Origin of the sequence: Endozoicomonas sp. SESOKO2 (assembly GCF_024606245.1) — a bacterium.
Taxonomy (GTDB): domain Bacteria; phylum Pseudomonadota; class Gammaproteobacteria; order Pseudomonadales; family Endozoicomonadaceae; genus Endozoicomonas_A.
This window is the reverse complement of sequence record NZ_JAHHPQ010000087.1, coordinates 1-23,939: the sequence shown is the minus strand read 5'-3', so window position 1 is coordinate 23,939 and position 23,939 is coordinate 1. Positions and strand designations below refer to the sequence as shown.

Sequence of the window (23,939 nt, the reverse complement as noted above, 5' to 3'; positions counted from 1 at the left end):
TTTCTCTCTACACAAATGCCGATAGACGATGAAAAGTATATTGTTTCAATCTCTGACAGAATTCAGCAAGACAAAATACTTTTCACAACACCATGTCTATGAAGGGAAATATACCTGACCTGACCGGGCAAGTGAGGAATCATCCTGCAGACCGTTGAACTCTGAGATTCATATCCTCCCAACCCAACCGTCTCAGCCTGGTTAGATAATAGTACTGATTCAAACTTCCAGTGCCATTATCCAATGAGGCTGCTTTCAGCTTCCCGGACGCTGTAATGCGGTCACTATACCAACTCCCGGCGGGTTATCAACTATTGCACAAGGCAACACCGAAGACATAAACATTAACATCTCAATTCAATGGAAGCCGTTGGTATCACTGTGAAGAAAAACAGGTAACAATGACTCAATGAAGCCTGATAAAAATGAACCCAATCTGCTTAAAGACAGAGCCCTTTGACATCATCAGTCAGATTGTTTGTGACAAAAAAACCGCCGGAAAATGGCGGTTTTTTTTACATCGAACAAAGCGCTTAAGCCTTAATCAATGGGTATCCAGTACAGGCATGGACTTAACGAGATCGTCAATAGCCTTCACCTGCATCAGGAAACCCTCCAACTGGGAGAGGCGCAGCGCCGAGGGGCCATCACAACGAGCCGCATCCGGATCAGGATGTGATTCAAGAAAAAGGCCTGCCAGACGAGTCGACATACCGGCCAAAGACAGCTCAGTCACCTGATGACGACGACCACCGGAAGCCGCCCCCATGGGATCTCTGCATTGAAGCGCATGGGTCGCATCAAAAATAACAGGAGACTGGCCAGTCACCTCTTTCATGGTACGAAAACCCAACATATCTACTACCAGATTGTCGTAACCAAAAGAAGAGCCACGCTCACAGAGAATAATCTGTTCATTACCCGCTTCAGCAAACTTATCGACAATATTGCCCATCTGGGAAGGGCTCAGGAATTGAGGCTTCTTGATATTGATCACAGCACCGGTATTGGCCATAGCAAACACCAGATCAGTCTGACGTGCCAGAAAAGCTGGTAACTGAATAACATCGACAACCCCGGCAACTGGCTGGCACTGATGAACTTCGTGAACATCAGTGATCACTGGTACGCCGAACGTTTCCTTCAACTCCTGAAAGATCTTCAAACCTTCTTCCATACCCGGTCCTCGGTAGGAATGGATGGAAGAACGGTTTGCCTTGTCAAAGGAAGCCTTGAAAATGTAGGGAATACCCAGTTTCTCCGTGACAGCAACATAGTGCTCAGCTACTTTCATAGCCATATCACGAGACTCAAGCACATTCATGCCGCCGAACAACACAAATGGCTTGTCATTGGCTACTTCAATAGAGCCGACAGAGACTACTTTCTGATCAGACATGTGCACTCTTAATCCTGTTGAGCCTGATAGTTCAAGGCCGCTTCAATGAATGATTTGAAGAGCGGATGACCATCCCTTGGTGTCGAGGTAAATTCAGGGTGGAACTGGCAAGCCACAAACCAGGGGTGTTCCTTTACTTCCACCATTTCAACCAGAGCATTATCTTCAGAGCGTCCGGAAATAACCAGACCTGCATCCTGCAAAGTCTCAAGGTAATTGTTATTGACCTCATAACGATGACGGTGCCGCTCAATGACAGTGTCTTTACCGTAGGCAGAATGAGCCTGTGTTCCAGAGATGAGGTTACACAGCTGAGCCCCCAATCTCATAGTTCCTCCCAGATCGGAAGCCTCAGTACGTGTCTCCAGAGCACCATCGGAAGACAACCATTCAGTAATCAAGCCTACCACCGGATGCTCGGCGTTTTGATCAAACTCGGAGCTGTTAGCCCCTTCCAGACCCGCTTTGTTACGAGCGTATTCAATAACTGCAACCTGCATACCCAGACAGATACCCAAATAGGGAATCTTGCTCTCGCGAGCATGACGAACCGCCTGAATCTTGCCCTCCACACCACGATGGCCAAAACCACCGGGCACCAGAATCGCACTGACACCTTCCAGACGACTCAGACCCTCCTGCTCAAGCAGCTCGGAGTCAACATAACGGATGGTGACCTTGGTACGGGTTTTCAATCCGGCATGGCGAACCGCCTCAATCAGGGATTTATAGGCATCCAGAAGCTCCATATATTTACCCACCATGGCGATGGTCACTTCTTTCTGTGGATGAGTGTCACGGTCCACAACATCCGCCCATTCAGACAGGTCTGCAGCCGGTGTATCCAGATTGAATTTATCGACAACAATTTGGTCCAGACCCTGCTCATGGAGCATCTGGGGAATGCGGTAAATGGTATCAGCATCTTCCAGAGAGATAACCGCACGCTCTTCCACGTTCGTGAACAGAGAGATCTTGCGACGGGCAGAGGCTTCAATAAACTGTTCGCTGCGGCAAACCAGAATGTCTGGCTGAAGGCCGATAGACCGCAGTTCTTTAACCGAGTGCTGGGTAGGCTTCGTCTTGGTTTCACCAGCCGTCTTTATGTAGGGCACCAGAGTCAGGTGCATCAGCAATGCGCGGGAAGAACCCAGCTCGACTTTCAATTGGCGAATGGCTTCAAGAAATGGCTGAGACTCAATGTCACCCACAGTGCCGCCAATTTCAACCATCGCTATATCAACATCGCCGGCACCCTGGACAACGCGACGCTTGATTTCATCAGTAATGTGAGGAATAACCTGAACTGTGCCGCCCAGATAATCTCCGCGACGTTCTTTGCGAAGAACATCCTGATAGACTCTACCCGTAGTAAAGTTATTACCTTGCTTCATGGTGGTGCGCACAAAACGCTCATAATGGCCCAGATCAAGATCGGTCTCCGCACCATCTTCAGTAACAAATACTTCACCATGTTGGAACGGGCTCATGGTACCCGGATCAACGTTGATGTAGGGATCCAGTTTAAGCATTGTCACCTTAAGACCGCGTGCCTCAAGGATAGCTGCGAGGGAAGCTGATGCGATGCCTTTGCCTAATGAGGAAACAACACCACCCGTGACGAAAATATAACGCGTCATTGTTATCTGCTGACTCTTAAATGCGGGAAAAAAATGGATACTCAAGATGGGAGATCAGGATACCAAAACCACTACTAAACGTAAAACACATACTGAGAAAATGCGTAGAAAGTTTAGTTTAAGTCCTGCTCTCGAGACTCAAACATCAGGACGCCAGGACAGGCGTCTGCCCAGACCCGGCTCACTGGTGTGGGTGACTGTCACAAACACTCCCGGTAAGGCCACCAGATCATCCCCGTGAAAAACAAAAGGAATAGACCCCCTGACCCAGGGGGGGACTTTATAGTCCTGCAACCAACGCTTGATCGTTTTACGACCCACACGTCCTTTCACAGCGACTTTCAGTCCTGCCGGTAGCTGAGAACGAAAAAGTATGCGTAATGGCGCTTCAGGGAGTCGCACATCCCCTCCCTCACCCAACGACAAATGCCCTCCAGAAAAAGGCAGTTCGATGGCTCTATCCTTGTCCCACTGCCAGTCAAAGCCTTCTTGCTGGATCAGCTCAGGTTTACGAAGCAGCACCAGCTTTCTGGCAAAGCGACGTAAGAGAAAAGCGCCTAAAGAGACAACTGGCTCAGCGTCCTCTGCCGCATCAATCAAATCTGTGAACAGGACATTCAACCGGACTCTGCCGGGCATTTGGACCTGATGAGTCGCCAGCCAATAACGAACGACTCTCCGGGCTGCTTTGCCATTAATAAGCTTGAGCGCTTCCAGATCTAAAACGCTGCGCTCACCCCACAAACAGGACGGTGGGGTTTGAATAATCTGCCGGGCATGATGTTCTGTTTGCTCAAGCATCATCTGATTCGCTTCAGAGACATCTTCAGAAAACTGCGCCAATCGAGCTGTGGCACCCGGCCAGACAGCCTCAATCTGCGGTATCAGATTTTGCCTCAGGAAATTACGACGAAACCTCTGATTTTGATTGGATTCATCTTCCACAAAATCCAAGTAATGATTTTTTGCATAATTTTCAATAGATTGCCTGGAAATATTAAGCAAAGGTCTAAACAGGACTCCGCCACCAAACTCCCTTGAAACAGGCATACCGGCTGCACCATCCAGACCACTGCCTCGCAGTAATCTGAAGAGCACCGTTTCCGCCTGATCGTTCTGATGATGCCCCATCAACAGACAACCACCTTCGGGAAGACAGCTCTCAAAAACGGCATAGCGCGCTTCACGGGCTTGTTGTTCTATATCAGAGGACGGCTCAATAACGACTCTAACCACCTCCAGAGGCACCTGCCATTGCTTGCAGAGAGACAGACAGTGTTCCGCCCAGGCATCAGCGTTATCACTGAGCCCATGATGAATATGAACTGCCGAGAGAGACCCAATCACTCCCTCTTCACGCATAGACACCAGTAAATGAAGAAGAACAGTGGAATCCACACCACCGCTGAAGGCCACTACAATGGGCTTCCCGGCAACCGTTTTGAGTTGCTCAGAGAGGTGTTCAATTAATGAGATAAATCCTTCACTCCCGGATGGAATGAAACACTTTTTCAATCGTTGATCCTTTTTAATAGGCTGATCAGCCATCAGACAGAGCCGTAATCCCTGATTCGCTGGTAACGGCTTTCAATCAATTCATCAGCGTCCATTTTCTCCAGTTTCAGAAGCTCCTCTTCCAGGGCATCACCTAGTGCAGCGGCCATCACGTCTGGCTGACTGTGAGCGCCACCGAGAGGCTCTTTGACCAGACGATCCACCAGCCCCAACTCCTTTAGCCGGGTTGCGGTAACACCCATGGCTTCTGCAGCGGTAGAGGCATATTCAGACTTCTTCCAGAGAATCGATGCACAGCCCTCCGGAGAGATCACCGAGTAAATTGAGTTTTGCAACATTAACAGCCGGTCACAGACACCAATGGCCAGCGCACCACCGGAGCCACCCTCTCCAATGACCGTAGAGATAATGGGCACTCTAAGACGGGACATAACGGCCAGATTGTAGGCTATAGCCTCACTCTGGCCACGCTCTTCTGCACCAATTCCCGGATAAGCACCCGGAGTATCAATAAACGACATGATGGGCATTTTGAATCGTTCGGCCATCTCCATGAGTCGACAGGCCTTCCGGTAGCCTTCGGGCTTGGGCATGCCAAAGTTACGAAGTACTTTTTCTTTGATCTCACGGCCTTTCTGATGACCAATCACCATCACCGGGCGACCATTGAATCGGGCAATGCCACCAATCATTGAAGGATCATCGGCAAAGTGTCGATCACCATGCAGCTCATCAAACTCAGTAAAAAGATGTTGAATGTAATCCAGAGTGTAAGGACGACGCGGGTGTCTTGAAAGCTGAGCTACCTGCCAGGCAGACAGATCAGAAAAAATCTGTTCAGTCAGGGTTTTGCATTTATCCTGCAGACGGCTGATTTCATCAGTAATATTCAGCTCGGCATCGCTGCTGACCAGTCTCAGTTCTTCGATCTTGGCTTCCAACTCAGCGATTGGCTGTTCAAAATCCAGATAGTTCGGGTTCATAGATTCCACTTCAAGAGTTCAGCATCAGCGAAAAATACGTAAAAGCGACCAGGATGTCGAGTGAATAAGAGTAAGCGTCTGTTACTGATACTCAACTTTGGCGGACTCCTTACCCAGCCATTGCCTCAAGCCCAGCACAAGATCATCACTGGGACTGACATTCCATTTTTCGCCTAACTGGAGACTGGCGGAAGCGTCTTCACGATTGTAGTTGACCTGCACCGGAAGCCGACCCGGATGCTGTTCGAGCAAGCCGGACATTTTGGTATGAAACGCTCTGTCCACCTGCTCACTGCTTAAATCTACCAGCAGCCTGCGGGCATAGTAGCTTCGGGCATCGATCAGGTTGAGGGCTTTCCTGGCCCTGACCTTGAGGCTACCAGAATAATCATCAAAACTGACCTCCCCTTCGAAGACAATCACCGTATCCATCTTGATAAGTGCCTGACATTGCTCAAAAACATCTGCAAAGATAGACACTTCAATCCGTCCAGTACGATCATCCAAGGTAACAAAGCACATTTTGTCGCCGCGTTTATTTTTCATGGTCCTCATGGCCACCACCAAACCGGCTATGTTCTGACTTTCTCCTCTGGCCGGCTGAAGATCCCTGATACGGTTACGAATAAAGTGCTTGATCTCCTGCTCATATTCATCAATGGGATGACCGGTCAGATACAAACCCAACGTGTCTTTTTCGCCCCCCAGCCTGACTTTGTCAGTCCACTCTTCGACACTGTCATACTTGTCATAGATATTCTCCTCTCCGGCTGGCACCAGTGCTCCAAACAAATCGCCATGACCAGAGTCAAAGCTCTTGGCAGCCTGATCTGCCGCCTTCATGGCTTCAGGCTGACTGGACTCCAATACCGCGCGGTTAAAGTTGTATCGAGACTTTTTACCCGGCGCAGGCCCCAGCAGGTCAAGGGCACCGGAACGAATCAAAGCTTCCAGAACCCGCTTATTGATACTCCTGGCATCGACACGCTCACAGAAATCAAAGAGATCCTTGAACGGGCCGCCAGACTTTCTGGCTGCAACAATAGACTCAATAGGCCCTTCCCCCACGCCCTTGATGGCACCCAGGCCATAAACAATATGTCCGTCGTCATTAACACCAAACATATAGTCACCACTGTTTACATCCGGCGGCAGGACTGTCAGTTCCATCTCACGACACTCTTCAATGAACGTCACGACCTTGTCAGTATTCTGCATATCCGAACTCATGACCGCCGCCATAAACTCAGCAGGGTAATGGGCTTTCAGCCAGAGCGTCTGATAAGAGACCAGAGCATAGGCGGCCGAGTGAGATTTATTGAAACCGTAACCAGCGAATTTCTCCACGAGGTCGAAGATTTTCATCGCCAGTTCGCCATCAATCCCCTGCTTGATAGCCCCTTCTTCAAAGACAGCCCTCTGCTTGGCCATTTCTTCAGGTTTTTTCTTACCCATAGCCCGACGGAGCATATCCGCACCACCCAGGGTGTAGCCTGCCAGCACCTGAGCGATCTGCATAACCTGCTCCTGATAAAGGATGATGCCATAGGTAGGCTGAAGAATCGGCTGAAGCCACTCATGCTGATATTGAGCATCCGGATAGGACAACTCTTCCCGGCCATGCTTGCGGTTGATAAAATTATCCACCATGCCCGATTGCAGCGGTCCCGGGCGGAACAAAGCCACGAGAGCGATAATATCTTCAAAACAGTCGGGCTGAAGCCGCTTGATCAGATCTTTCATACCCCGGGATTCAAGCTGGAAAACGGCTGTTGTCTCAGCTCGCTTAAGCATGTCGTAGGAGAACTTGTCCTCCAGATCGATCATCATGATGTCGAGTTCATCCTCGCCAAGCTGCTGGCGACGGGGATTGATCATTTTCAGCGCCCAGTCGATGATGGTCAGGGTTCTTAGCCCCAGGAAGTCAAACTTCACCAGACCGGCTGACTCAACATCATTTTTGTCAAACTGGGTAACGACACCGCTACCGGATTCATCACAGTAAAGCGGAGCAAAATCTGTCAGTTTGGTGGGTGCTATAACGACACCACCGGCATGCTTACCAACATTCCGGGTAACCCCTTCCAGCTTGAGCGCCATATCCCAGATTTCCTTGCCATCTTCATCGATATCAAGAAAATCCCTGATCATGGCTTCCTGCTCATAAGCCTTGCTGAGCGTCATACCAATTTCGAAGGGGATCATTTTCGAGAGCCGGTCTGCCAGACCATAGGACTTACCCTGCACCCTGGCTACGTCCCTGACCACCGCTTTAGCCGCCATGGTACCGAAGGTAATTATCTGGGATACCGCATCACGGCCATAAGTTCTGGCCACATAATCAATAACCCTGTCCCGGCCATCCATGCAGAAGTCGACGTCAAAGTCAGGCATGGATACACGTTCAGGATTAAGGAATCGCTCGAACAGCAGGTCGTACTGAATAGGGTCCAGATCAGTAATTTTTTGAGCGTAAGCCACCAGTGAGCCAGCACCGGAACCACGACCCGGCCCTACCGGAATGCCGTTATTTTTAGACCACTGAATAAAGTCCATTACGATCAGAAAGTAGCCCGGAAATCCCATCTGGAGAATAATATCCAGCTCGAAATCAAGACGATCCCGGTACACTTTTTCTTTGCTCGCGTATTCAGGATCAGCAGGGTTCAGAATGGTTTGCAAACGCTCGGTCAAACCATCGTGAGAAAACTTCCTGAAAAACGCATCCATCGTCATCTCTTCAGGGATGGGAAATTCTGGCAGAAAGTACTCGCCCAGATGCACATATACCGAGCAGCGCCGGGCAATTTGCACTGAATTTTCAAGCGCTTCAGGTATGTCGGAGAAGAGTTCGCACATCTCTTCTTCCGTTTTCAAATATTGCTCTTCGCTGTAGCGCTTGACCCTGCGCGGGTCGTCCAACGTTGAACTTTCACCAATGCACACCCGGGCTTCGTGGGCTTCGAAGTCTTCTTTGTTGATGAACATGACATCGTTGGTGGCCACCACCGGACAATTGTATTTTTCAGCCAGAGTTATGGAGCCGTGCAAACACTCCTCATCACCGGCTCGCGAGGTTCTGTGAAGCTCAAGGTAGTAACGCCCCGGGAAGGCTTCCATCCATTCGGTCAAAAGCTCACCTGCCAGTGCTTCATTGCCATTGAGAATAGCCTGACCTACATCCCCTTCCCTGGCAGCTGACAGCGCTATCAGGCCTTCAGATTTTTCCTGAATCCATTCCCTTTTGACAACGGCCCTGCCATGGCGCTGATTTTCCAGGAATGACTGGGAAATCAGCTCTGTGAGATTTCTGTAGCCATGCTCATTCATGGAAAGCAGCACAAGTCTGACAGGCTCAAGAGCCGGATCAGAATGCGTCACCCAAAGGTCAGCCCCACTGATTGGTTTAATACCCGCCCCCTGGGCACCGTTATAAAATTTTACCAGTGAGCAAAGGTTCGACTGATCCGTAACAGCCACAGCAGGAAAACCCTGCTCTCCAGCTGCCTTGATCAGGGGCTTGATGCGGACCAGGCCATCGCTCAGGGAAAATTCTGTATGAAGTCTCAGATGTATGAAACGTGCAGGCATGAGTGAAGGTAAACCGACTAATGGTGATTTTTAATTCTAACAACAGAGCTGAGTTATCTGCCAGCTCTGTCAAACCCCTGATGCTTCCAGTGCTTCACGGACGGGCCTGAAAGAACGACGGTGAATAGCTGTCGCCCCGAGTTTTTTCAGGGCATCGATGTGAACTTTGGTTGGATAACCCTTGTGACCAGCTATCCCGTAACCCGGATAAAGCTTTTCCAGTTCAACCATTTCACGATCACGTGTTACTTTCGCCAGAATGGAGGCTGCCCCAATCTCTGGAATGCGTCCATCCCCTTTCACCACAGCCTCAGCAGGACATGGCAGATCAGGACAGCGATTACCATCGATCAAGGCCAGTTCAGGCTTCACTGAAAGGCCTGCAACCGCCCTCTGCATGGCCAGCATAGTAGCATGAAGAATATTCAGTTCATCGATCTCATGAACTTCAGCCCTTCCGATGGACCAGGCCAGTGCTCTCTCTTTGATTTCTTCAAAGAGAACGTCACGTTTCTTTTCAGACAGTTTCTTGGAATCATTCAGACCGACGATGGGATAGGCAGGATCGAGGATAACAGCAGCCGTGACTACCGGACCACAGAGCGGACCTCGACCCACTTCATCGACACCACAAATCCGTGTCACTTTCTCGGGGACAGTGAATAAACCCAGATCATTTTGTTGCATTGTATTTTCCTACCACTGACATCACCGCCTCATAAGCCAGTGCACTGGCATCTCGCTTTAGGGTTTTGTGAATCGCCGTAAATTCCCGCACCAGATGATTTCGCCATTCTTGATCGTCTAATGCCTTTATCATGGCTTTATGGAGCTTTTCAGTGGTCGCATCGTCTTGCAACAATTCGGGGACACAGGGCTCGTTCGCCAACAAATTCGGCAACCCTACATGATCTACTTTCACCAACCGGCTGAGAATGGCAAAACTCAATGACGCCATTCGATAACTGATCACCATGGGCTTCTTGTGCAGAGCCGCCTCAAGGGTAGCAGTTCCCGATGCAATCAAAATGGCATTGGCTGCCGCCATCATTACGGACGTTTTACCAATGGCAACCATGACATCCAGATCCGAAAAATCTTCCAACAGTGGCAGTAGCTGTAACTTTCTCTTTTCACTGGCGCAGGGAATCAGGAACCGAATATCGGGATGATCTTTCTTTAACAGACGCGCCGTTTCTAAAAAAAGCCTCCCCAAACGAGCTACTTCCGCTTTTCGACTGCCTGGCAACAGGGCCACCACAAGCCCTTCTTCAGCTATTCCAAGACAGCGTCGAGCTTTAACAGTGTCCGGCTCCCGGGCCACCTGATCGGCCAGAGGATGACCAACAAACGTCACCGGGACTCCATGTCCCTGATAGTAATCCGCTTCAAACGGAAGCAGCGCGAGCATATGATCAACCGAGCGCCTGATTTTTTTCAAACGCCCTTCCCGCCATGCCCAAACCTGAGGACTTACATAATGAACGGTGGGTATATCATTGGATTTAAGGTACTTTTCCAATGGCAAGTTAAAGTCAGGCGCATCAATTCCGATAAAAACATCCGGCTTTTCTAACACAAAGGTTTCTTTCAGCTGCCTGCGAATGCCTAATAACTCTTTCAGTCGTCCCAGTACTTCAACAAGCCCCATCACCGAAAGTCTCTCCATGGGAAAAAGACTCTCAAACCCTTCGGAGATCATCATCGGGCCACCGATTCCGTAACATCGGGCATCAGGATGATGGCGTTTGATCTCTTTAATCAGCGCTGCCCCCAGAAGATCACCCGAGGCCTCCCCGGCCACCAGAGCAAATGACAGTGTTCTGGACATTCCTATTTACCGTGAAAAATATGTGGCTGGCAGGAAAGGCCGAATCCCGGAATCAGCGTGTGATACCGCGAGTCGACGCTTTCAGAGAATCAATCAGCAACTGGATTTCAGGCTGTTTCTCCATGGATTCAAGCCTGCCCAGTGCCTCATTGGTTCGCAGACCCTGTCGATAGATCAGCTTGTAACACTGGCGTAATCCCCGGATCAGTTCCGGACTGTAACCACGGCGCCTCATCCCCTCAAAGTTCATGCCGTGCGCCTTGGCCGGGTTGCCACTGACCATCACGAATGCAGGAACATCCTTGAAGATAGCAGTGTGAGCAGCACTCATACTGTAATCACCGATTACACAGAACTGATGGACGGTGGTAAATCCGCCAAGGATAACCCCATCACCGATCCTGACATGACCTGCCAGCGTAGCGTTATTGGCCATGATAATGTTATCGCCAACAATGCAGTCATGAGCCACATGGACATAAGCCATCAACAGGTTGTTACAGCCGATCCGGGTGATCGAATGATCCTGAGTAGTCCCCCGATGTATAGTGCAGCCTTCGCGGATTACGTTATTGTCGCCGATTTCCAGCCAAGTCCTTTCACCTGCGTACTTCAGATCCTGACAATCTTCGCCGACACTGGCAAATTGAAAAATACGGTTATTTCTACCTATTCTGGTGTGCCCTTTGACAACCGCATGGGCGTGAATTTCTGTTCCAGAGTCAATTTCAACGTTTGCGCCGACAACGGCATAGGGTCCGACCTTTACGTCCGGTGCCAGAACGGCATTCGGATCGATGATGGCTGTCGGATGAATCAACTCATCTCGAACAGCATTTGATTCTTGGCTGGAACGGGAATCAATCAAGACTATAGTTCCTTTCTTGCACAGGTTATTTCAGCAGAACGCGCTATCTTACCACCAACCAACCTTTGACAGGAGAACTTCCAGATATTTCTTTTCAAGGTTACAAGTTCAGCCCTGTCTTCCTGCCTGACTTTCATCCGGAAACTCAGAATATGAGACACCTGCTCCGTGGACTCAGTTAACGGAACACCCGGCTAATGACAACAAAAGGCTGGAAAACCAGCCTTTTAGCAATGCGTACCGATTGAACAGTACATAAAAACACCTCTCACTCGTCGAGTCGACGTTCACACTGCTTCAAACGTTTGGCCATGTCGTCAAGCTTCCTGAAGCGCACTGCATTCTTTCGCCACTCCGCAACCTCCATCATGCCGGTTCCGGAGGCGTAGGCACCTGAGCGGGATATGGACTTGGTGACCATCGCCATTCCAGACAAATGAACATGATCAGCAATAGTGATATGCCCCGCAAGACCCGAAGCACCCGCAATAGTGCAATACTCACCGACCCTGGTACTACCGGAAATACCAACATTGGCAGCAATAGCGGTGTGCTTGCCTATCACCACGTTGTGAGCAATCTGGACAAGATTGTCGATCCTGACGCCGTCGTGTATCACCGTATCACCCAATGCGCCACGATCAATACAGGTACAGGAACCAATCTCAACATCGTTACCAATAACCACTCCACCAATCTGGGCAATTTTATGCCACCGGCCATCTAAACAGGCATTACCAAAACCATCAGCCCCAATAACAGCATTGGCATGAATAATACAGCGTTCACCAATAAAAACACCGTGACAGATTGAAACATTCCGACAGACATGACTGTTCTTGCCAATAACAGTGTCATGACCAATCACAGCACCTGAATCAATGCGAACACCTTCAGAGATCTGAGTTCCCGATTCAACCACTACCTTAGGACCTATTGCGGCCGATGGATGAATCTCAGCGTCTGAAGCAATAACTGCAGAGGGGTGGACACCTTCCGGCTGCCCTTTATCGGTATCGAAGAGGTGAGAAAGAGCAGCATACCCCAGGTAGGGATTGTCAAGAACCAGTGCATTTCCAGCCCATGTCTCAGCCTGAGCCGGGGCCAATATAACGGCACTGGCCCCAGTGTTCTTCAGATAGCGGGCGTAGGCGGGGTTCGCTAAAAAAGCCAGCTCCCCTGAAACAGCATCCTGAAGGGTGTTCAAACCAAAGATACACTCGCCAGGATTACCCTTGAGTTCAGCATCAGCCCTGTCAGCCAGCTCAGACAGGGTAAAGGAAAAAGACTGCTTCATGAATTACTTCAACTTGTTCATGCGCTCAATCACCTTGCGAGTGATATCAAACCCGGGCTTGACGAAACGCGCAGCACCTCTCTCCAGAACCAGATCGTAATCCTGCTCTTTAGACACTTCCTCGATTGCTTTTTCAAGCTTCGGCCTCAACTTACCCAGCTCAGTCTGATCAGAACGGGCTTTTTCGCTACGCAACTGTCGATCTTGCAGCTGCAGATCTTCAAACTTACGCTTGATCTCAACCTGCCGACTCTCACGCTGGCCTTCAGTGAGCGTGGGACCGTCTTTCTGAAGCTTTTGTTCCAGTGCTCTGAGTTCATCCTGCAGTGCTTTGAGCTTCTTGATTTTAGGAGCAAACGTCTTTTCAGCTTCTTTGGCATACTTTTTAGCTGCGTCTGATTCCAGAACAGCCATCTCTGAATCCACAACAGCGATTTTTTGTGCCTGCGCTAACGGAGATAACAGTAGCAGAGCAACAAACGCCAATTTGATCGATTTCAAGTTCATTCTCCTGAATAAAAACGCAAAGTCCAAAACTGAGTATACCTCTGTATACCAGAAACTCTCTGAAGCCTGAAATACTCACCCGATAAATTCTAAAACAGCTTCGGAGCTTCCCTACAACGGCATGCGAGAACCGCCTCATTATAATGAAATGGCACTATATCGCATCTATTTATACTACTGTGCTTGTATAGAATCAGTAAAAAGTGACCGCTTCTTAGGGCAAAAACAGTGGGCACCTATCGTATACAGAACCATGATTCTATATTGTCAGATCATGGAAAAAGTCAGGGGAAAGTAAAGTTGAAAGCCAACAGGAAGTCATCTGGCCAGCTTTCATCATTATAGTGCCTTCTGACAATCTCATTGAGAGCTGCGAATGTCGACAAGCTGCCCCCAATAAGATCATGAAAGCCTCTTAAAAAGGTGTACCGAGGGAGAACGCAAACACCTGAGTCTCGTCTTCTCCTTCGGGATTGAGGGCTTTGGCCAGACTAAAAGTCAGCGGTCCAAGCGGCGTAATCCAGGTTAGTCCCACACCCACACTGTAACGGAGCGAACCAAAGTCTGGCTGCGAACAATCCTTGATGTCACCACTGGGACAGCTGGTATCAAAGACATTACCGTAATCAAAGAACAGACTGGTTCTTAACGAACGCTGATCTTTTACAAAAGGCAGAGGGAAGAGCACTTCAGCGGTACCCTCGAAGACAAAATCACCGCCAATGGCGTTGTAATCATTGTCATTCTTCTCTTTAGCTTTAGGACCCAGAGAGTTGTCTTTGTAGCCACGAACAGAGCCAAAGCCACCTGCATAAAAATGCTCGAAGAAAGGTATATCAGTGGTATCACCATAGGCTCCAATATAACCAATTCTGGTAGAAATGCGCCCTGTCAGTGAGCCAGTAAAAGGATAGAAGTACTGACCACGATAAATGAGCTTGTAGAAATTGACATCCGATCCCGGAATGGTCACCTGCACCGAGGCGCTCTGAGAATAACCCCGTGTAGGCAGCAAGCCGCGATTCAATTCATTTTCAGACCAGCTCAGCGTCGATTTGATGTTTGTGAAACTATCACCATTCTCTTTCAAATAGTCGAGAATATAATCCGGTGTTTCTGAACCCGTTGTAATGCTGGTAGCATCAACACCCAACCCCATACTGATAGACTGAGTTTCCGAAATCGGGTAACCAAAGTTAACATTCGCACCGGTCGTGTCTGCAGCGTAGTTCGAAATATCTGTATCACTGTAATCATAAGAACGATGGTACAAGTTAAAACCACGGCTCACACCATCTACGGTGAAGTAAGGATCCGTAAAACTGAAGTTATAAAGCTGGCTGACATCACTCTTGTTCAGACCCACAGATACTTTGTTACCCGTCCCCAGGAAATTGTTCTGACTAATAGAGCCACCCAACAACAGACCATCAGACTGGGAGAAACCCACACTGGCTGAAATACTGCCCGAAGGCTGCTCTTCAACGGTATAGTTTACATCGATCAGATCACTGGTTCCGGGAACCGGAGGTGTTTCAATATTGACTGACTTGAAGAAACCCAGACGCTCAAGACGCACCTTGGACTGCTCAATTTTCTGAGTGTTCGCAGAAGCCCCCTCCATCTGACGCATCTCACGACGCAGAACCTCATCTTCGGTTTTGGTATTTCCAGAGAAGTTAAGCCTGCGAACATAAGCACGCTTACCGGGATCAACAAAGAAAGTCAGGGAAACGGTCTTCTTTTCGTGATCCGGAGTAGGTATACCCGTCACATTGGCAAAGGTATAACCTTCATTACCGAGACGCCTGCTCAGAATTTCTTCTGTTGTGGTAATCACACGGCGGGAAAATACCTGTTCAGGCTTGGCCAGCAACAGGCTTTTGGCCTCTTCCTCAGGGATAATTAAGTCGCCCGCCAGCTTGACATCACTAATTGTGTATTTATCGCCTTCGTCAATATTCACTGTGATAAAGACACTTTGTTTGTCTGGGCTGATCGACACCTGGGTGGAGCGAATATTAAAGTTGATGTAACCACGGTCCAGGTAATAGGAGCGGAGTCGCTCCAGATCACCCGATAACTTTTCACGGGAATACTTATCGCTGGAACCAAAGAATGAAAGCCAGTGAGATTCTTTAAGTTCAAACAGATCTAGCACATCTTGCTGAGGAAAAACCGTGTTACCAACAACATTGATATGTTGAATGGTCGCGACCTTTCCCTCTTTGACATTAATCGTTAGCTTGACCCGGTTTCGAGGCTGAGCTTCAACATCAGCGGTAATTCTCGCACCGTAACGACCCTGAGCAACATACTGACGCTCCAACTCAAGTCGAATAGCCTCCAGAGTTGCCTGCTGAAAAATCTCACCTTCGGCCAGGCCCGACTTGCTCAGGCCCTGTTTGAGATCATCCGTCTTGATGGCTTTATTACCCTTAATGACAATTTCACTGATGGAAGGTCGCTCAATAACCGAAACGACCAGAACATCGCCATCTCTGGCCATTTGAATATCTTTGAAATACCCTGTCCGGAACAGGGATTTAGCTGCACTGGAAATCTGCACAGATTCAATATCATCGCCAACTTCTATGGGCAGAGCATTAAATACTGTACCGGCTGAAACCCTCTGGAGGCCATCAATCCGGATATCAGACACTACAAAAGCGTTAGCACCTGACGCATAGGCCATTGAGCCAATCAGCAGAGACAACAGTGATCGCTTCATGGAATCCGTTCTTAGTCCGTGTTCATTTTTCACTCTGGGTAGTCGCATCAGAAAAGCCGGCTTATGTCATTATAAAGAGCCAGCATCATTACACTGACCACCAGAGTCACCCCAATTTTCAACCCAACCATCTGAGCCTTTTCAGACAGCGGCTTTCCTCTGACCCATTCCACCAGATAAAACAACAGGTGTCCTCCATCCAGTACAGGAATAGGCAGTAAATTTAAAACCCCAAGACTGACACTCAACATAGACAGGAAGTAGAGAAAATTCTCCAGCCCTGATTGCAGGGATGCGCCAGCCACTTTAGCAATGGTAATGGGACCGCTCAAGTTTTTTACCGAAACCAAGCCAACAACCATCTTCCACAGCGACTCAAGCGTCATTTCCGTCAAAGCTGACGTAGCCTGAATGGCTTTAGGAATTGCAGACAGAGGGTTAAATTGCAAGGTTCTGATCATATCGTCAGGCCAGGAGACTGACTGAACACCTGCACCGATATAACCGACAAGCTGACCCTCCACCTCTTTCTCACCGGGCGTCATGGTAATGCTCCGGAGACTACCCTTTCGCTCAATTTCTAATTGCAGTGTTTTGCCAGGGTGACTACGAATCAGGTTAACCCATGCCAGCCAATCCTGTACAGGCTCACCATTGGTTTTGAGGATTTTGTCACCCGTCTGAAGGCCCGCCTGCTCGGCAGCACCACCCGCTACAACCTGACCGATAACGGCTGGTATTTGAGGTGAATAGGGGACAATCCCCAGCGCTTTGACTGGATTCAGATCCTCTTGACCTACCAGCCAGTCGTTCAGAGGCACCTGCCTGACGACTTCACTCCCTACCGGCTTTTGGCCGGGGATTCCCTGCCTGACAGTTACATCGACAGAACGATTGTCGCCAATAAACGACAAAAGCTCCATATTAACCTGCTGCCACCCGGGTGTATCTGCCGAACCGATTCTTAAAATCTCATCTCCAGGCTGAATACCAGCCACGGCTGCAGGAGAGTCAGGTAATACTTGCTCAACCTGTGGTAGCATGGTCTTTACGCCCAGTACATACATTAACCAGAGCGCGGCTATGGCCAGCAGGAAATTAGCGATCGGCCCCGCGGCCACAATCGCTATCCGGGAGAGGACCGGTTTATTGTTAAAAGCGAACGCCTTCTCCGATTCGGGTACAGGCCCCTCCCGCTCATCCAGCATCTTGACATAACCACCAAGAGGGATGGCTGCAATCACGTATTCAGTGCCCTGACGATCGGTGCGACTCCAAAGTGGTTTGCCAAAGCCTACTGAAAAGCGCAGTACCCTGACACCACATCGCCGAGCCACCCAAAAATGACCAAATTCATGAATACTGACAAGAATCCCTAACGTTATGACAAAGGCCAGAAACGTCTGCAAAGTTCCAAATATCATTTCGCGTTACCCAACCTCCGTTACGCCAGACTGACTGCCTCGACCCTGAACTTCCAGACAGCAGCAGTTGACAGAGTTTTATGATTCAATGTACGACTGTAAATAGAATATCGCCAGAATGACAGTGAAATATATGCATTTAAACCTTAAGAACATCAAGCTGTCTTGTGCCAATATTCAATCTGGGTTCTGGCCTGTAACCTGGCCTTTCGATCAGCATCCAGCACCTGCTCAATATCACCAGCACTCTTCACCTGAAGCGCCTGAAGAGTGGCATCAATGACTTCCGGGATACGATCAAAGCGAAGATGATCGCCCAGAAAGGCTTCTACAGCCGCCTCATTGGCTGCATTAAGCATAGCGGCAGCAGTACCACCAGTAGATGCAGCATCCTGAGCCAGCTGCAAACACCTGAAACGCTGCAGACAGGGCTTCTGAAAATCCAGCCTGCCAACATCGGCCAGAGAAAGTGGCTCTACACCGGACTGGATGCGTTCCGGCCAGGCCATTGCATGAGCAATAGGTGTGCGCATATCCGGGTTCCCCATCTGGGCCAGAACCGAGCCATCCTCATAGTCCACCAGAGAATGAATAATACTCTGCGGATGAATCACCACTTCGACCTGTGAGGGGCGGGCACCAAAGAGCCAGCACGCCTCAATAAACTCAAGCCCCTTGTTCATCATGGTCGCCGAGTCTACAGAGATTTTTCGCCCCATACGCCAGTTCGGATGAGCACAGGCCTGGGCAGGCGTGACAGCTGGAAGAGCTTCTACCGGAATATCCCTGAAAGGACCACCCGAAGCGGTTAATAAAATCCTGCGAACCCCAATGCTCTGAAGACCTTGTCGATAACCATGAGGAAGGCACTGAAAGATAGCATTGTGTTCACTGTCAATAGGCAACAACTGAGCTCCGGACTCTTTCACTGAATCCATAAAAAGCGCACCAGTCATTACCAGCGCCTCTTTGTTTGCCAGCAAGACTTTCTTGCCTGCCTTGACAGCAGCCAGAGTAGGCAAAAGACCTGCCGCTCCGACAATAGCTGCCATGACGATATCGACGTCTGAATCAGCGGCCACCTGAGCGACTGAACGGCTACCACCCAGAACCTCTGTTTTGATTCCTTCAGCTTTAACCGACACCCTCAACTGGTCTGCAACAGCAGGATCTGACATTACAGCAAAGTCGGGCTTAAATGCCCTGACCTGCTCCAGCATCGGGTCATGACTCCGACATGCGACCAGCGACCTTACTTTATAACGATCACTGTTTCGGGCAATGACATCCAGAGTGTTTTTTCCGATAGACCCGGTTGAGCCCAGTACACAAACCTGCTGCATGCTTAACTCCCACCGATAACCAAAGCAAGAGTAAAGACCGGCACAGCCGCCGTCAGGCTGTCTATTCGATCCAGCACCCCACCATGGCCGGGCAGTAAATTACTACTGTCCTTAATCCCACGCTCTCGCTTGAGCATACTTTCAAAAAGATCGCCCAGCACGGAAACCAGCACGACAACTATTGAAAGCACTAAAAGCCCCAGCCCACGGGCAAAAGAAAGGTCAAAGTAGAGCCCCACACAGGCCGCTACCAGTAACGACATCAGCAGCCCGCCCACTAATCCTTCAATCGTTTTCTTGGGACTCACCCGTTCAGCCAGCTTGTGACGCCCGAGACCCTTACCGGCAAAATAGGCCCCCACATCGGCCGCCCAGACGAGCAGGAATACCAGCATGATGGTCCAACCCTGCTGGTCATGGAATTTGAGTTTTGTGAGAGCAAACCAGGCCGGGACCAACGTCAACAAGCCCATCATCAGCCTTAAAAAACGACTGTGACAGAAATAGGCGGAAGAAGGATAACCCTTGACCAGAGCAAATGCTACCAGCCACCAGACGACAGATACAGCCAGCAGTATATAGGCTGACATATCTTTAACAAACCAGCAGACCCCACCAGTCAATAACACATAACCCACCCGGGCGGCGGTGTCCTTGAAACCAGACAAGTTGGCCCACTCCCAGGCTCCAAGCATAATAACCAGAGCAATCAGGATCGAAAAAGCGGTGGGAGAAAGAAAAACAACACTCCCTAAGGCCATAACTGCCAGAAACACGGCAGTGAGAATTCTCTGTTTTAACACGTAGCCTCAGCCTCCACCTGCTCGCTGGTCTTGCCAAATCGTCGCTGACGATTGACATAAGCCAGGAGCGCACGCTCAAACTCCCTGCGATCGAAATCCGGCCACAAGGTTTTGGTAAAATAAAATTCGCTGTAGGCACACTGCCACAGAAGGAAGTTACTAATACGCTGCTCACCACTGGTTCTGATTAAAAGGTCGGGCTCGGGTATACCAGCCGTACTCAAATGCTGACCAATCAACGACTCATCAACCTCGTCAGCGGATATCTCACCCTGCTCCACCAGGCTAGCCACCTTACGAGCAGACTGAGCAATATCCCACATCCCACCATAATTAGCAGCAATCACCAGGGTCACTTTCGCCCCGTCAGCAGTCAAAGCTTCTGCTTCTGCAATCTGCGCCTGAATGTCAGGGCTAAAGCGACTTACGTCGCCTATAATTTTCAACCTGATATTATTTTTTTTGAGCTTGCCAGTTTCCTTGCGCAATGTCCTCAGGAACAATTCCATCAGGCCATCCACTTCACTCTTCGGCCGATTCCAGTTTTCACTACTGAAAGCAAAGAGAGTCAGAACCTTAATACCTGCTTCACCACAAGCCTCAACTACTCCTCTTACTGCTTTTACACCCGCTCGATGTCCGGCAAGACTCGGAAGCAGTCGCCGTTTCGCCCAGCGGTTATTCCCATCCAGAATGATGGCCACATGGCGGGGCAACTTACTCACCGGTATCCCCTCTAAGTTGCCGATTTCCTCTAGCGATTTCATGGCCATTCACTATTTTGTTGATCTGAAAATACAATTTATTTGCAGCCCCCTGGAGGCGTTCACAGTTAAATACAAACACCCGCAAAGTGCCGCTCCTAACGCCTCAGAACGGAAAGACCCGCCTGAGAGACAACATCCCTGATCAAATAAGACATTTAGAGGAGCAACAGGCAGTCATGCAAAGGAAATGCAGCCACGCCCCTGAGGAGGGGCTAACGAGAACGCTGTTATAACCGCATTAGCAATTAAATTCAGGCTGCTACATCAAGATTCAAACAGACTGATTTTCCTCGCTCATGACTGTCTATAAGCAACCAATAAGAAGATGAAGCACTCAAACTTCCATCAGATCTTTTTCTTTGCTGGCCAGCGCCGCATCGACTGCAGCAATGTATTTATCAGTCACCTTCTGGATATCGTCCTGTGCACGACGCTCATCGTCTTCACTGATTTCCTTTTCTTTTTCCAGCTCCTTGATGTCGGCCAGTGCATCACGACGAATATTGCGAATAGCAATTTTAGCGTTTTCAGCTTCCTGACGTGCCTGACGGGTGTAGCCCTTCCGGGTCTCTTCAGTCAGGGGAGGAAGAGGGATACGAATCACCTCACCGGCAGTGGAAGGATTCAAGCCCAGATCAGATTTAAGGATCGCTTTTTCTACATCAGGCACCATCTGTTTTTCCCAGACCCGAACAGCCAGGGTTCTGGCATCTTCAGTAGAAATGTTCGAAACCTGGCTTAATGGCGTCTCGGAGCCGTAATAGGAAACCCGGACACTATCCAGCAGACTCGGGTGAGCACGGCCAGTACGAATTTTGGCAAATGCACCATCCAGAGAGTCAACACTCTTGCTCATGCGCTCTTGCGCATCTTGCTTAATTTCTTCAATCATTTACCACCCCACTCACCAGTGTTCCTTCTTCGCCACCTACCACTGCATTGAGCAGAGCACCGGATTTATTCATATTGAAAACCCGAACGGGCATCTGCTGATCACGAACCAGACAGATCGCAGTCAAATCCATTACACCAAGTTTGCGCTCAAGCACATCATCATAGGTCAGGGACTCAAATTTTACTGCATCAGGATGTTTAACCGGATCCTTGTCATAGATACCGTCAACTTTGGTTGCTTTCAACACAACATCGGATTCAACTTCAATACCACGAAGGCAGGCTGCTGAGTCTGTTGTAAAGAAAGGGTTACCGGTACCCGCTGAAAAGATCACTACATCACCACCATTGAGGTAGCGCATTGCACGACGATGGTCATAGTGTTCAACAACACCATCCATCGGAATGGAAGACATGACACGGGTATTGATGTTTGAACGCTCCAGGGCATCACGCATAGCCAGGGCATTCATGACTGTGGCCAGCATCCCCATATGATCGCCAGTCACACGATCAAGACCAGCAGCACTCAACGCTGCTCCGCGAAAGAGATTTCCGCCACCGATAACGATACCAACCTGAACGCCGATACCCACCAGCTGGCCGATTTCCAGGGCCATTCTGTCAAGAACACTGGGATCAATACCAAAGTCCCCCGATCCCTGAAGGGCCTCACCACTGAGCTTAAGCAGAATGCGCTTATATTTCGGTTGTCTATCATTTGCCGGCATTTTCAGCTTTCCGATTCAGAGTTAGGCGAAAAGGCGCCTGTCCCCAACGGCCTGCCGACTCACCCCAAACCTCAATGAATGAGTTTTATGCACTATTGGCAGCTGAAATTCAGCCACTCATATACAACCTTGCATCAGTGCATCAATACTCAGACATCAGGATATGGGCAAACCTGCAAACCTGCAGACCTGCTGAGCAGACTCAATTAAGCCTACTCAACTGAAAGGTCAGACACCATCCATTAAGTACTAACAGTATCAGGATTGGAGTCCAGCCTGGGCTCGAACTTCAGCAGCAAAGTCCACTTCTTCTTTCTCGATACCCTCACCCACTTCGTAGCGAACGAAGCCTGTGATGGTAGCGCCCGCTTTCTTGGCCAGAGCGCCAACTTTAACATCAGGATCCTTAACGAAAGGCTGCTCCGTCAAACTGTTTTCAGCCAGGAACTTGTTGATACGACCAACAATCATCTTCTCGATGATTTCAGCTGGCTTGCCGGACTGCTCTGCCTGAGCCTTGAAGATTTCCTTCTCTTTCTCGACCAGATCAGCTGGCATATCGTCCTTGTTAACCACCTGAGGGTTAACAGCAGCAACGTGCATAGCTACATCACGAGCCAGCTCGGAGTTGCCACCGTCGAGGCTGACCAAAACAGCAATACGCTTATTTCCGTGAACGTAAGCGTCAATCACGCCGCCTTCTACGATTTCAATACGACGAACACCAATGTTTTCACCGATCTTCTGTACCAGAGCCAGACGTGCTTCTTCCAGCTCACCCTCCATCAGCTTGGCCACGTCAGCTTCCTTACGATCAAAAGCGGCATCCACCACTCTCTGAACGTAACTCAGGAAGTTATCGTCACGGGCAACAAAATCGGTCTCGGAGTTAACTTCGACCATTACACCGAAGCTACCATCTTCGGCAACTTTAGTGGCGACAATACCTTCAGCGGCAGTGCGACCTGCTTTCTTGGCGGCCTTGGCCTGACCAGATTTACGCAGCTCTTCAATAGCCTTTTCGATATCACCTTCCGAAGCAACCAGAGCCTTCTTGCACTCCATCATGCCCAGACCAGTGCGTTCACGCAGTTCCTTAACCAGTGCTGCAGTAATTGCTGCCATGGTGGGTTCCTCTCGCAAATATTCAATAAGGGGTTCAGGGCAGCCTTGAGCTTATTTATTTAGCGCTTCAAGCTTATGACATATGAACAAGCTTGTGCATACTGAAGCTCTTGCCAACGACCACCCCAAAGTGACAAACGCTCTTTTTAATCTGAAAAAGGGGGCTACGCCCCCTTTTCGCAACGATCCGGAAATCACGCTTCCTTAGCGTCTTCCTGACCGTCATCAGCCTTGGCTTCAGCTGCTTCTTCAGTTTCAGCTTCTGCTTCAACTTCTACAAACTCGCTTTCAGTGCCTGTGTTGGCTGCCGCACGACCTTCGAGGACAATATCTGCAGCAGCTTTGATGTAAAGCTGAATAGCGCGAATCGCATCATCGTTACCTGGGATAACGTAGTCAACACCTTCAGGGCTGGAGTTGGTGTCAACGATACCAATGACAGGGATACCCAATTTATTGGCTTCCTGAATAGCGATGCGCTCGTGCTCAA

Annotated in this window: 19 protein-coding genes; all 19 read right to left on the bottom strand. The window is 49.4% G+C overall.

What is annotated here, in order from left to right:
- Positions 1 to 544: 544 nt before the first annotated feature.
- Entirely contained in the window at positions 545 to 1,399 is an 855-nt protein-coding gene (gene kdsA / locus KDK17_RS02530) for a 3-deoxy-8-phosphooctulonate synthase (protein WP_257255290.1), read from the bottom strand.
- An 8-nt stretch (positions 1,400 to 1,407) separates the two neighbouring features.
- A complete protein-coding gene (locus KDK17_RS02525) occupies positions 1,408 to 3,039 on the bottom strand; it encodes a CTP synthase (protein ID WP_257255291.1) in 1,632 nt (543 codons plus the stop codon).
- A gap of 138 nt (positions 3,040 to 3,177) precedes the next feature.
- Positions 3,178 to 4,554 (bottom strand): tRNA lysidine(34) synthetase TilS, encoded by a 1,377-nt coding sequence (gene tilS, locus KDK17_RS02520; RefSeq protein ID WP_257287259.1) that lies wholly within the window; start codon positions 4,552 to 4,554, stop codon positions 3,178 to 3,180.
- Between the two features lie 32 nt (positions 4,555 to 4,586).
- The gene (locus tag KDK17_RS02515; protein WP_257255293.1) at positions 4,587 to 5,537 is read right to left on the bottom strand and encodes an acetyl-CoA carboxylase carboxyltransferase subunit alpha; all 951 of its coding nucleotides are present in this window, start codon (positions 5,535 to 5,537) and stop codon (positions 4,587 to 4,589) included.
- Between the two features lie 81 nt (positions 5,538 to 5,618).
- The gene (dnaE, locus tag KDK17_RS02510; RefSeq protein ID WP_257287258.1) at positions 5,619 to 9,128 is read right to left on the bottom strand and encodes a DNA polymerase III subunit alpha; all 3,510 of its coding nucleotides are present in this window, start codon (positions 9,126 to 9,128) and stop codon (positions 5,619 to 5,621) included.
- A gap of 69 nt (positions 9,129 to 9,197) precedes the next feature.
- Positions 9,198 to 9,815, bottom strand: a complete 618-nt coding sequence (gene rnhB / locus KDK17_RS02505; protein ID WP_257255295.1) for a ribonuclease HII — start codon at positions 9,813 to 9,815, stop codon at positions 9,198 to 9,200.
- Positions 9,802 to 10,959 carry a lipid-A-disaccharide synthase gene (gene lpxB / locus KDK17_RS02500; protein WP_257287257.1) on the bottom strand — a complete coding sequence of 386 codons (1,158 nt, stop codon included), beginning with the start codon at positions 10,957 to 10,959 and terminating at the stop codon, positions 9,802 to 9,804. Before lpxB ends, rnhB begins: the two co-directional genes overlap by 14 nt.
- A 52-nt stretch (positions 10,960 to 11,011) precedes the next feature.
- Positions 11,012 to 11,779 carry an acyl-ACP--UDP-N-acetylglucosamine O-acyltransferase gene (gene lpxA / locus KDK17_RS02495; protein ID WP_257255311.1) on the bottom strand — a complete coding sequence of 256 codons (768 nt, stop codon included), beginning with the start codon at positions 11,777 to 11,779 and terminating at the stop codon, positions 11,012 to 11,014.
- 316 nt (positions 11,780 to 12,095) lie between these two features.
- A complete protein-coding gene (gene lpxD / locus KDK17_RS02490; protein WP_257255297.1) occupies positions 12,096 to 13,124 on the bottom strand; it encodes a UDP-3-O-(3-hydroxymyristoyl)glucosamine N-acyltransferase in 1,029 nt (342 codons plus the stop codon).
- Positions 13,125 to 13,127: 3 nt separating this feature from the next.
- The gene (locus KDK17_RS02485) at positions 13,128 to 13,625 is read right to left on the bottom strand and encodes an OmpH family outer membrane protein (protein ID WP_257255298.1); all 498 of its coding nucleotides are present in this window, start codon (positions 13,623 to 13,625) and stop codon (positions 13,128 to 13,130) included.
- 421 nt (positions 13,626 to 14,046) lie between these two features.
- Positions 14,047 to 16,362 (bottom strand): outer membrane protein assembly factor BamA, encoded by a 2,316-nt coding sequence (gene bamA, locus KDK17_RS02480; protein ID WP_257255299.1) that lies wholly within the window; start codon positions 16,360 to 16,362, stop codon positions 14,047 to 14,049.
- Between the two features lie 47 nt (positions 16,363 to 16,409).
- Complete coding sequence (rseP, locus tag KDK17_RS02475) at positions 16,410 to 17,786, bottom strand: sigma E protease regulator RseP (RefSeq protein WP_257255300.1); 1,377 nt, start codon at positions 17,784 to 17,786, stop codon at positions 16,410 to 16,412.
- A 155-nt stretch (positions 17,787 to 17,941) separates the two neighbouring features.
- Complete coding sequence (ispC, locus tag KDK17_RS02470; protein WP_257255301.1) at positions 17,942 to 19,129, bottom strand: 1-deoxy-D-xylulose-5-phosphate reductoisomerase; 1,188 nt, start codon at positions 19,127 to 19,129, stop codon at positions 17,942 to 17,944.
- Positions 19,130 to 19,131: 2 nt separating this feature from the next.
- Complete coding sequence (locus KDK17_RS02465; RefSeq protein WP_257255302.1) at positions 19,132 to 19,932, bottom strand: phosphatidate cytidylyltransferase; 801 nt, start codon at positions 19,930 to 19,932, stop codon at positions 19,132 to 19,134.
- Positions 19,926 to 20,699, bottom strand: coding sequence for a polyprenyl diphosphate synthase (gene uppS, locus KDK17_RS02460; protein ID WP_306670929.1), 774 nt, complete (start codon positions 20,697 to 20,699; stop codon positions 19,926 to 19,928). The genes KDK17_RS02465 and uppS overlap by 7 nt, the downstream gene beginning before the upstream one ends.
- Before the next feature lie 334 nt (positions 20,700 to 21,033).
- Positions 21,034 to 21,591: a ribosome recycling factor gene (gene frr / locus KDK17_RS02455; RefSeq protein WP_257255304.1), complete on the bottom strand. Its 558-nt coding sequence runs from the start codon at positions 21,589 to 21,591 to the stop codon at positions 21,034 to 21,036.
- Positions 21,584 to 22,324 carry a UMP kinase gene (gene pyrH / locus KDK17_RS02450; RefSeq protein WP_257255305.1) on the bottom strand — a complete coding sequence of 247 codons (741 nt, stop codon included), beginning with the start codon at positions 22,322 to 22,324 and terminating at the stop codon, positions 21,584 to 21,586. The genes frr and pyrH overlap by 8 nt, the downstream gene beginning before the upstream one ends.
- Positions 22,325 to 22,582: 258 nt before the next feature.
- Positions 22,583 to 23,449, bottom strand: coding sequence for a translation elongation factor Ts (gene tsf / locus KDK17_RS02445; protein WP_257255306.1), 867 nt, complete (start codon positions 23,447 to 23,449; stop codon positions 22,583 to 22,585).
- A gap of 194 nt (positions 23,450 to 23,643) precedes the next feature.
- A partial coding sequence (rpsB, locus tag KDK17_RS02440; RefSeq protein ID WP_257287255.1) for a 30S ribosomal protein S2 occupies positions 23,644 to 23,939 on the bottom strand: 296 nt, incomplete at its 5' end.

What these genes read in the sequence shown, in the direction of transcription:
- kdsA (WP_257255290.1), bottom strand. Translation starts at nt 1,399, where the DNA reads ATGTCTGATCAGAAAGTAGTCTCTGTCGGCTCTATTGAAGTAGCCAAT.
- KDK17_RS02525 (WP_257255291.1), bottom strand. Translation starts at nt 3,039, where the DNA reads ATGACGCGTTATATTTTCGTCACGGGTGGTGTTGTTTCCTCATTAGGC.
- KDK17_RS02515 (WP_257255293.1), bottom strand. Translation starts at nt 5,537, where the DNA reads ATGAACCCGAACTATCTGGATTTTGAACAGCCAATCGCTGAGTTGGAA.
- dnaE (WP_257287258.1), bottom strand. Translation starts at nt 9,128, where the DNA reads ATGCCTGCACGTTTCATACATCTGAGACTTCATACAGAATTTTCCCTG.
- rnhB (WP_257255295.1), bottom strand. Translation starts at nt 9,815, where the DNA reads ATGCAACAAAATGATCTGGGTTTATTCACTGTCCCCGAGAAAGTGACA.
- lpxB (WP_257287257.1), bottom strand. Translation starts at nt 10,959, where the DNA reads ATGTCCAGAACACTGTCATTTGCTCTGGTGGCCGGGGAGGCCTCGGGT.
- lpxD (WP_257255297.1), bottom strand. Translation starts at nt 13,124, where the DNA reads ATGAAGCAGTCTTTTTCCTTTACCCTGTCTGAGCTGGCTGACAGGGCT.
- bamA (WP_257255299.1), bottom strand. Translation starts at nt 16,362, where the DNA reads ATGAAGCGATCACTGTTGTCTCTGCTGATTGGCTCAATGGCCTATGCG.
- rseP (WP_257255300.1), bottom strand. Translation starts at nt 17,786, where the DNA reads ATGATATTTGGAACTTTGCAGACGTTTCTGGCCTTTGTCATAACGTTA.
- ispC (WP_257255301.1), bottom strand. Translation starts at nt 19,129, where the DNA reads ATGCAGCAGGTTTGTGTACTGGGCTCAACCGGGTCTATCGGAAAAAAC.
- uppS (WP_306670929.1), bottom strand. Translation starts at nt 20,699, where the DNA reads ATGAAATCGCTAGAGGAAATCGGCAACTTAGAGGGGATACCGGTGAGT.
- frr (WP_257255304.1), bottom strand. Translation starts at nt 21,591, where the DNA reads ATGATTGAAGAAATTAAGCAAGATGCGCAAGAGCGCATGAGCAAGAGT.
- pyrH (WP_257255305.1), bottom strand. Translation starts at nt 22,324, where the DNA reads ATGCCGGCAAATGATAGACAACCGAAATATAAGCGCATTCTGCTTAAG.
- tsf (WP_257255306.1), bottom strand. Translation starts at nt 23,449, where the DNA reads ATGGCAGCAATTACTGCAGCACTGGTTAAGGAACTGCGTGAACGCACT.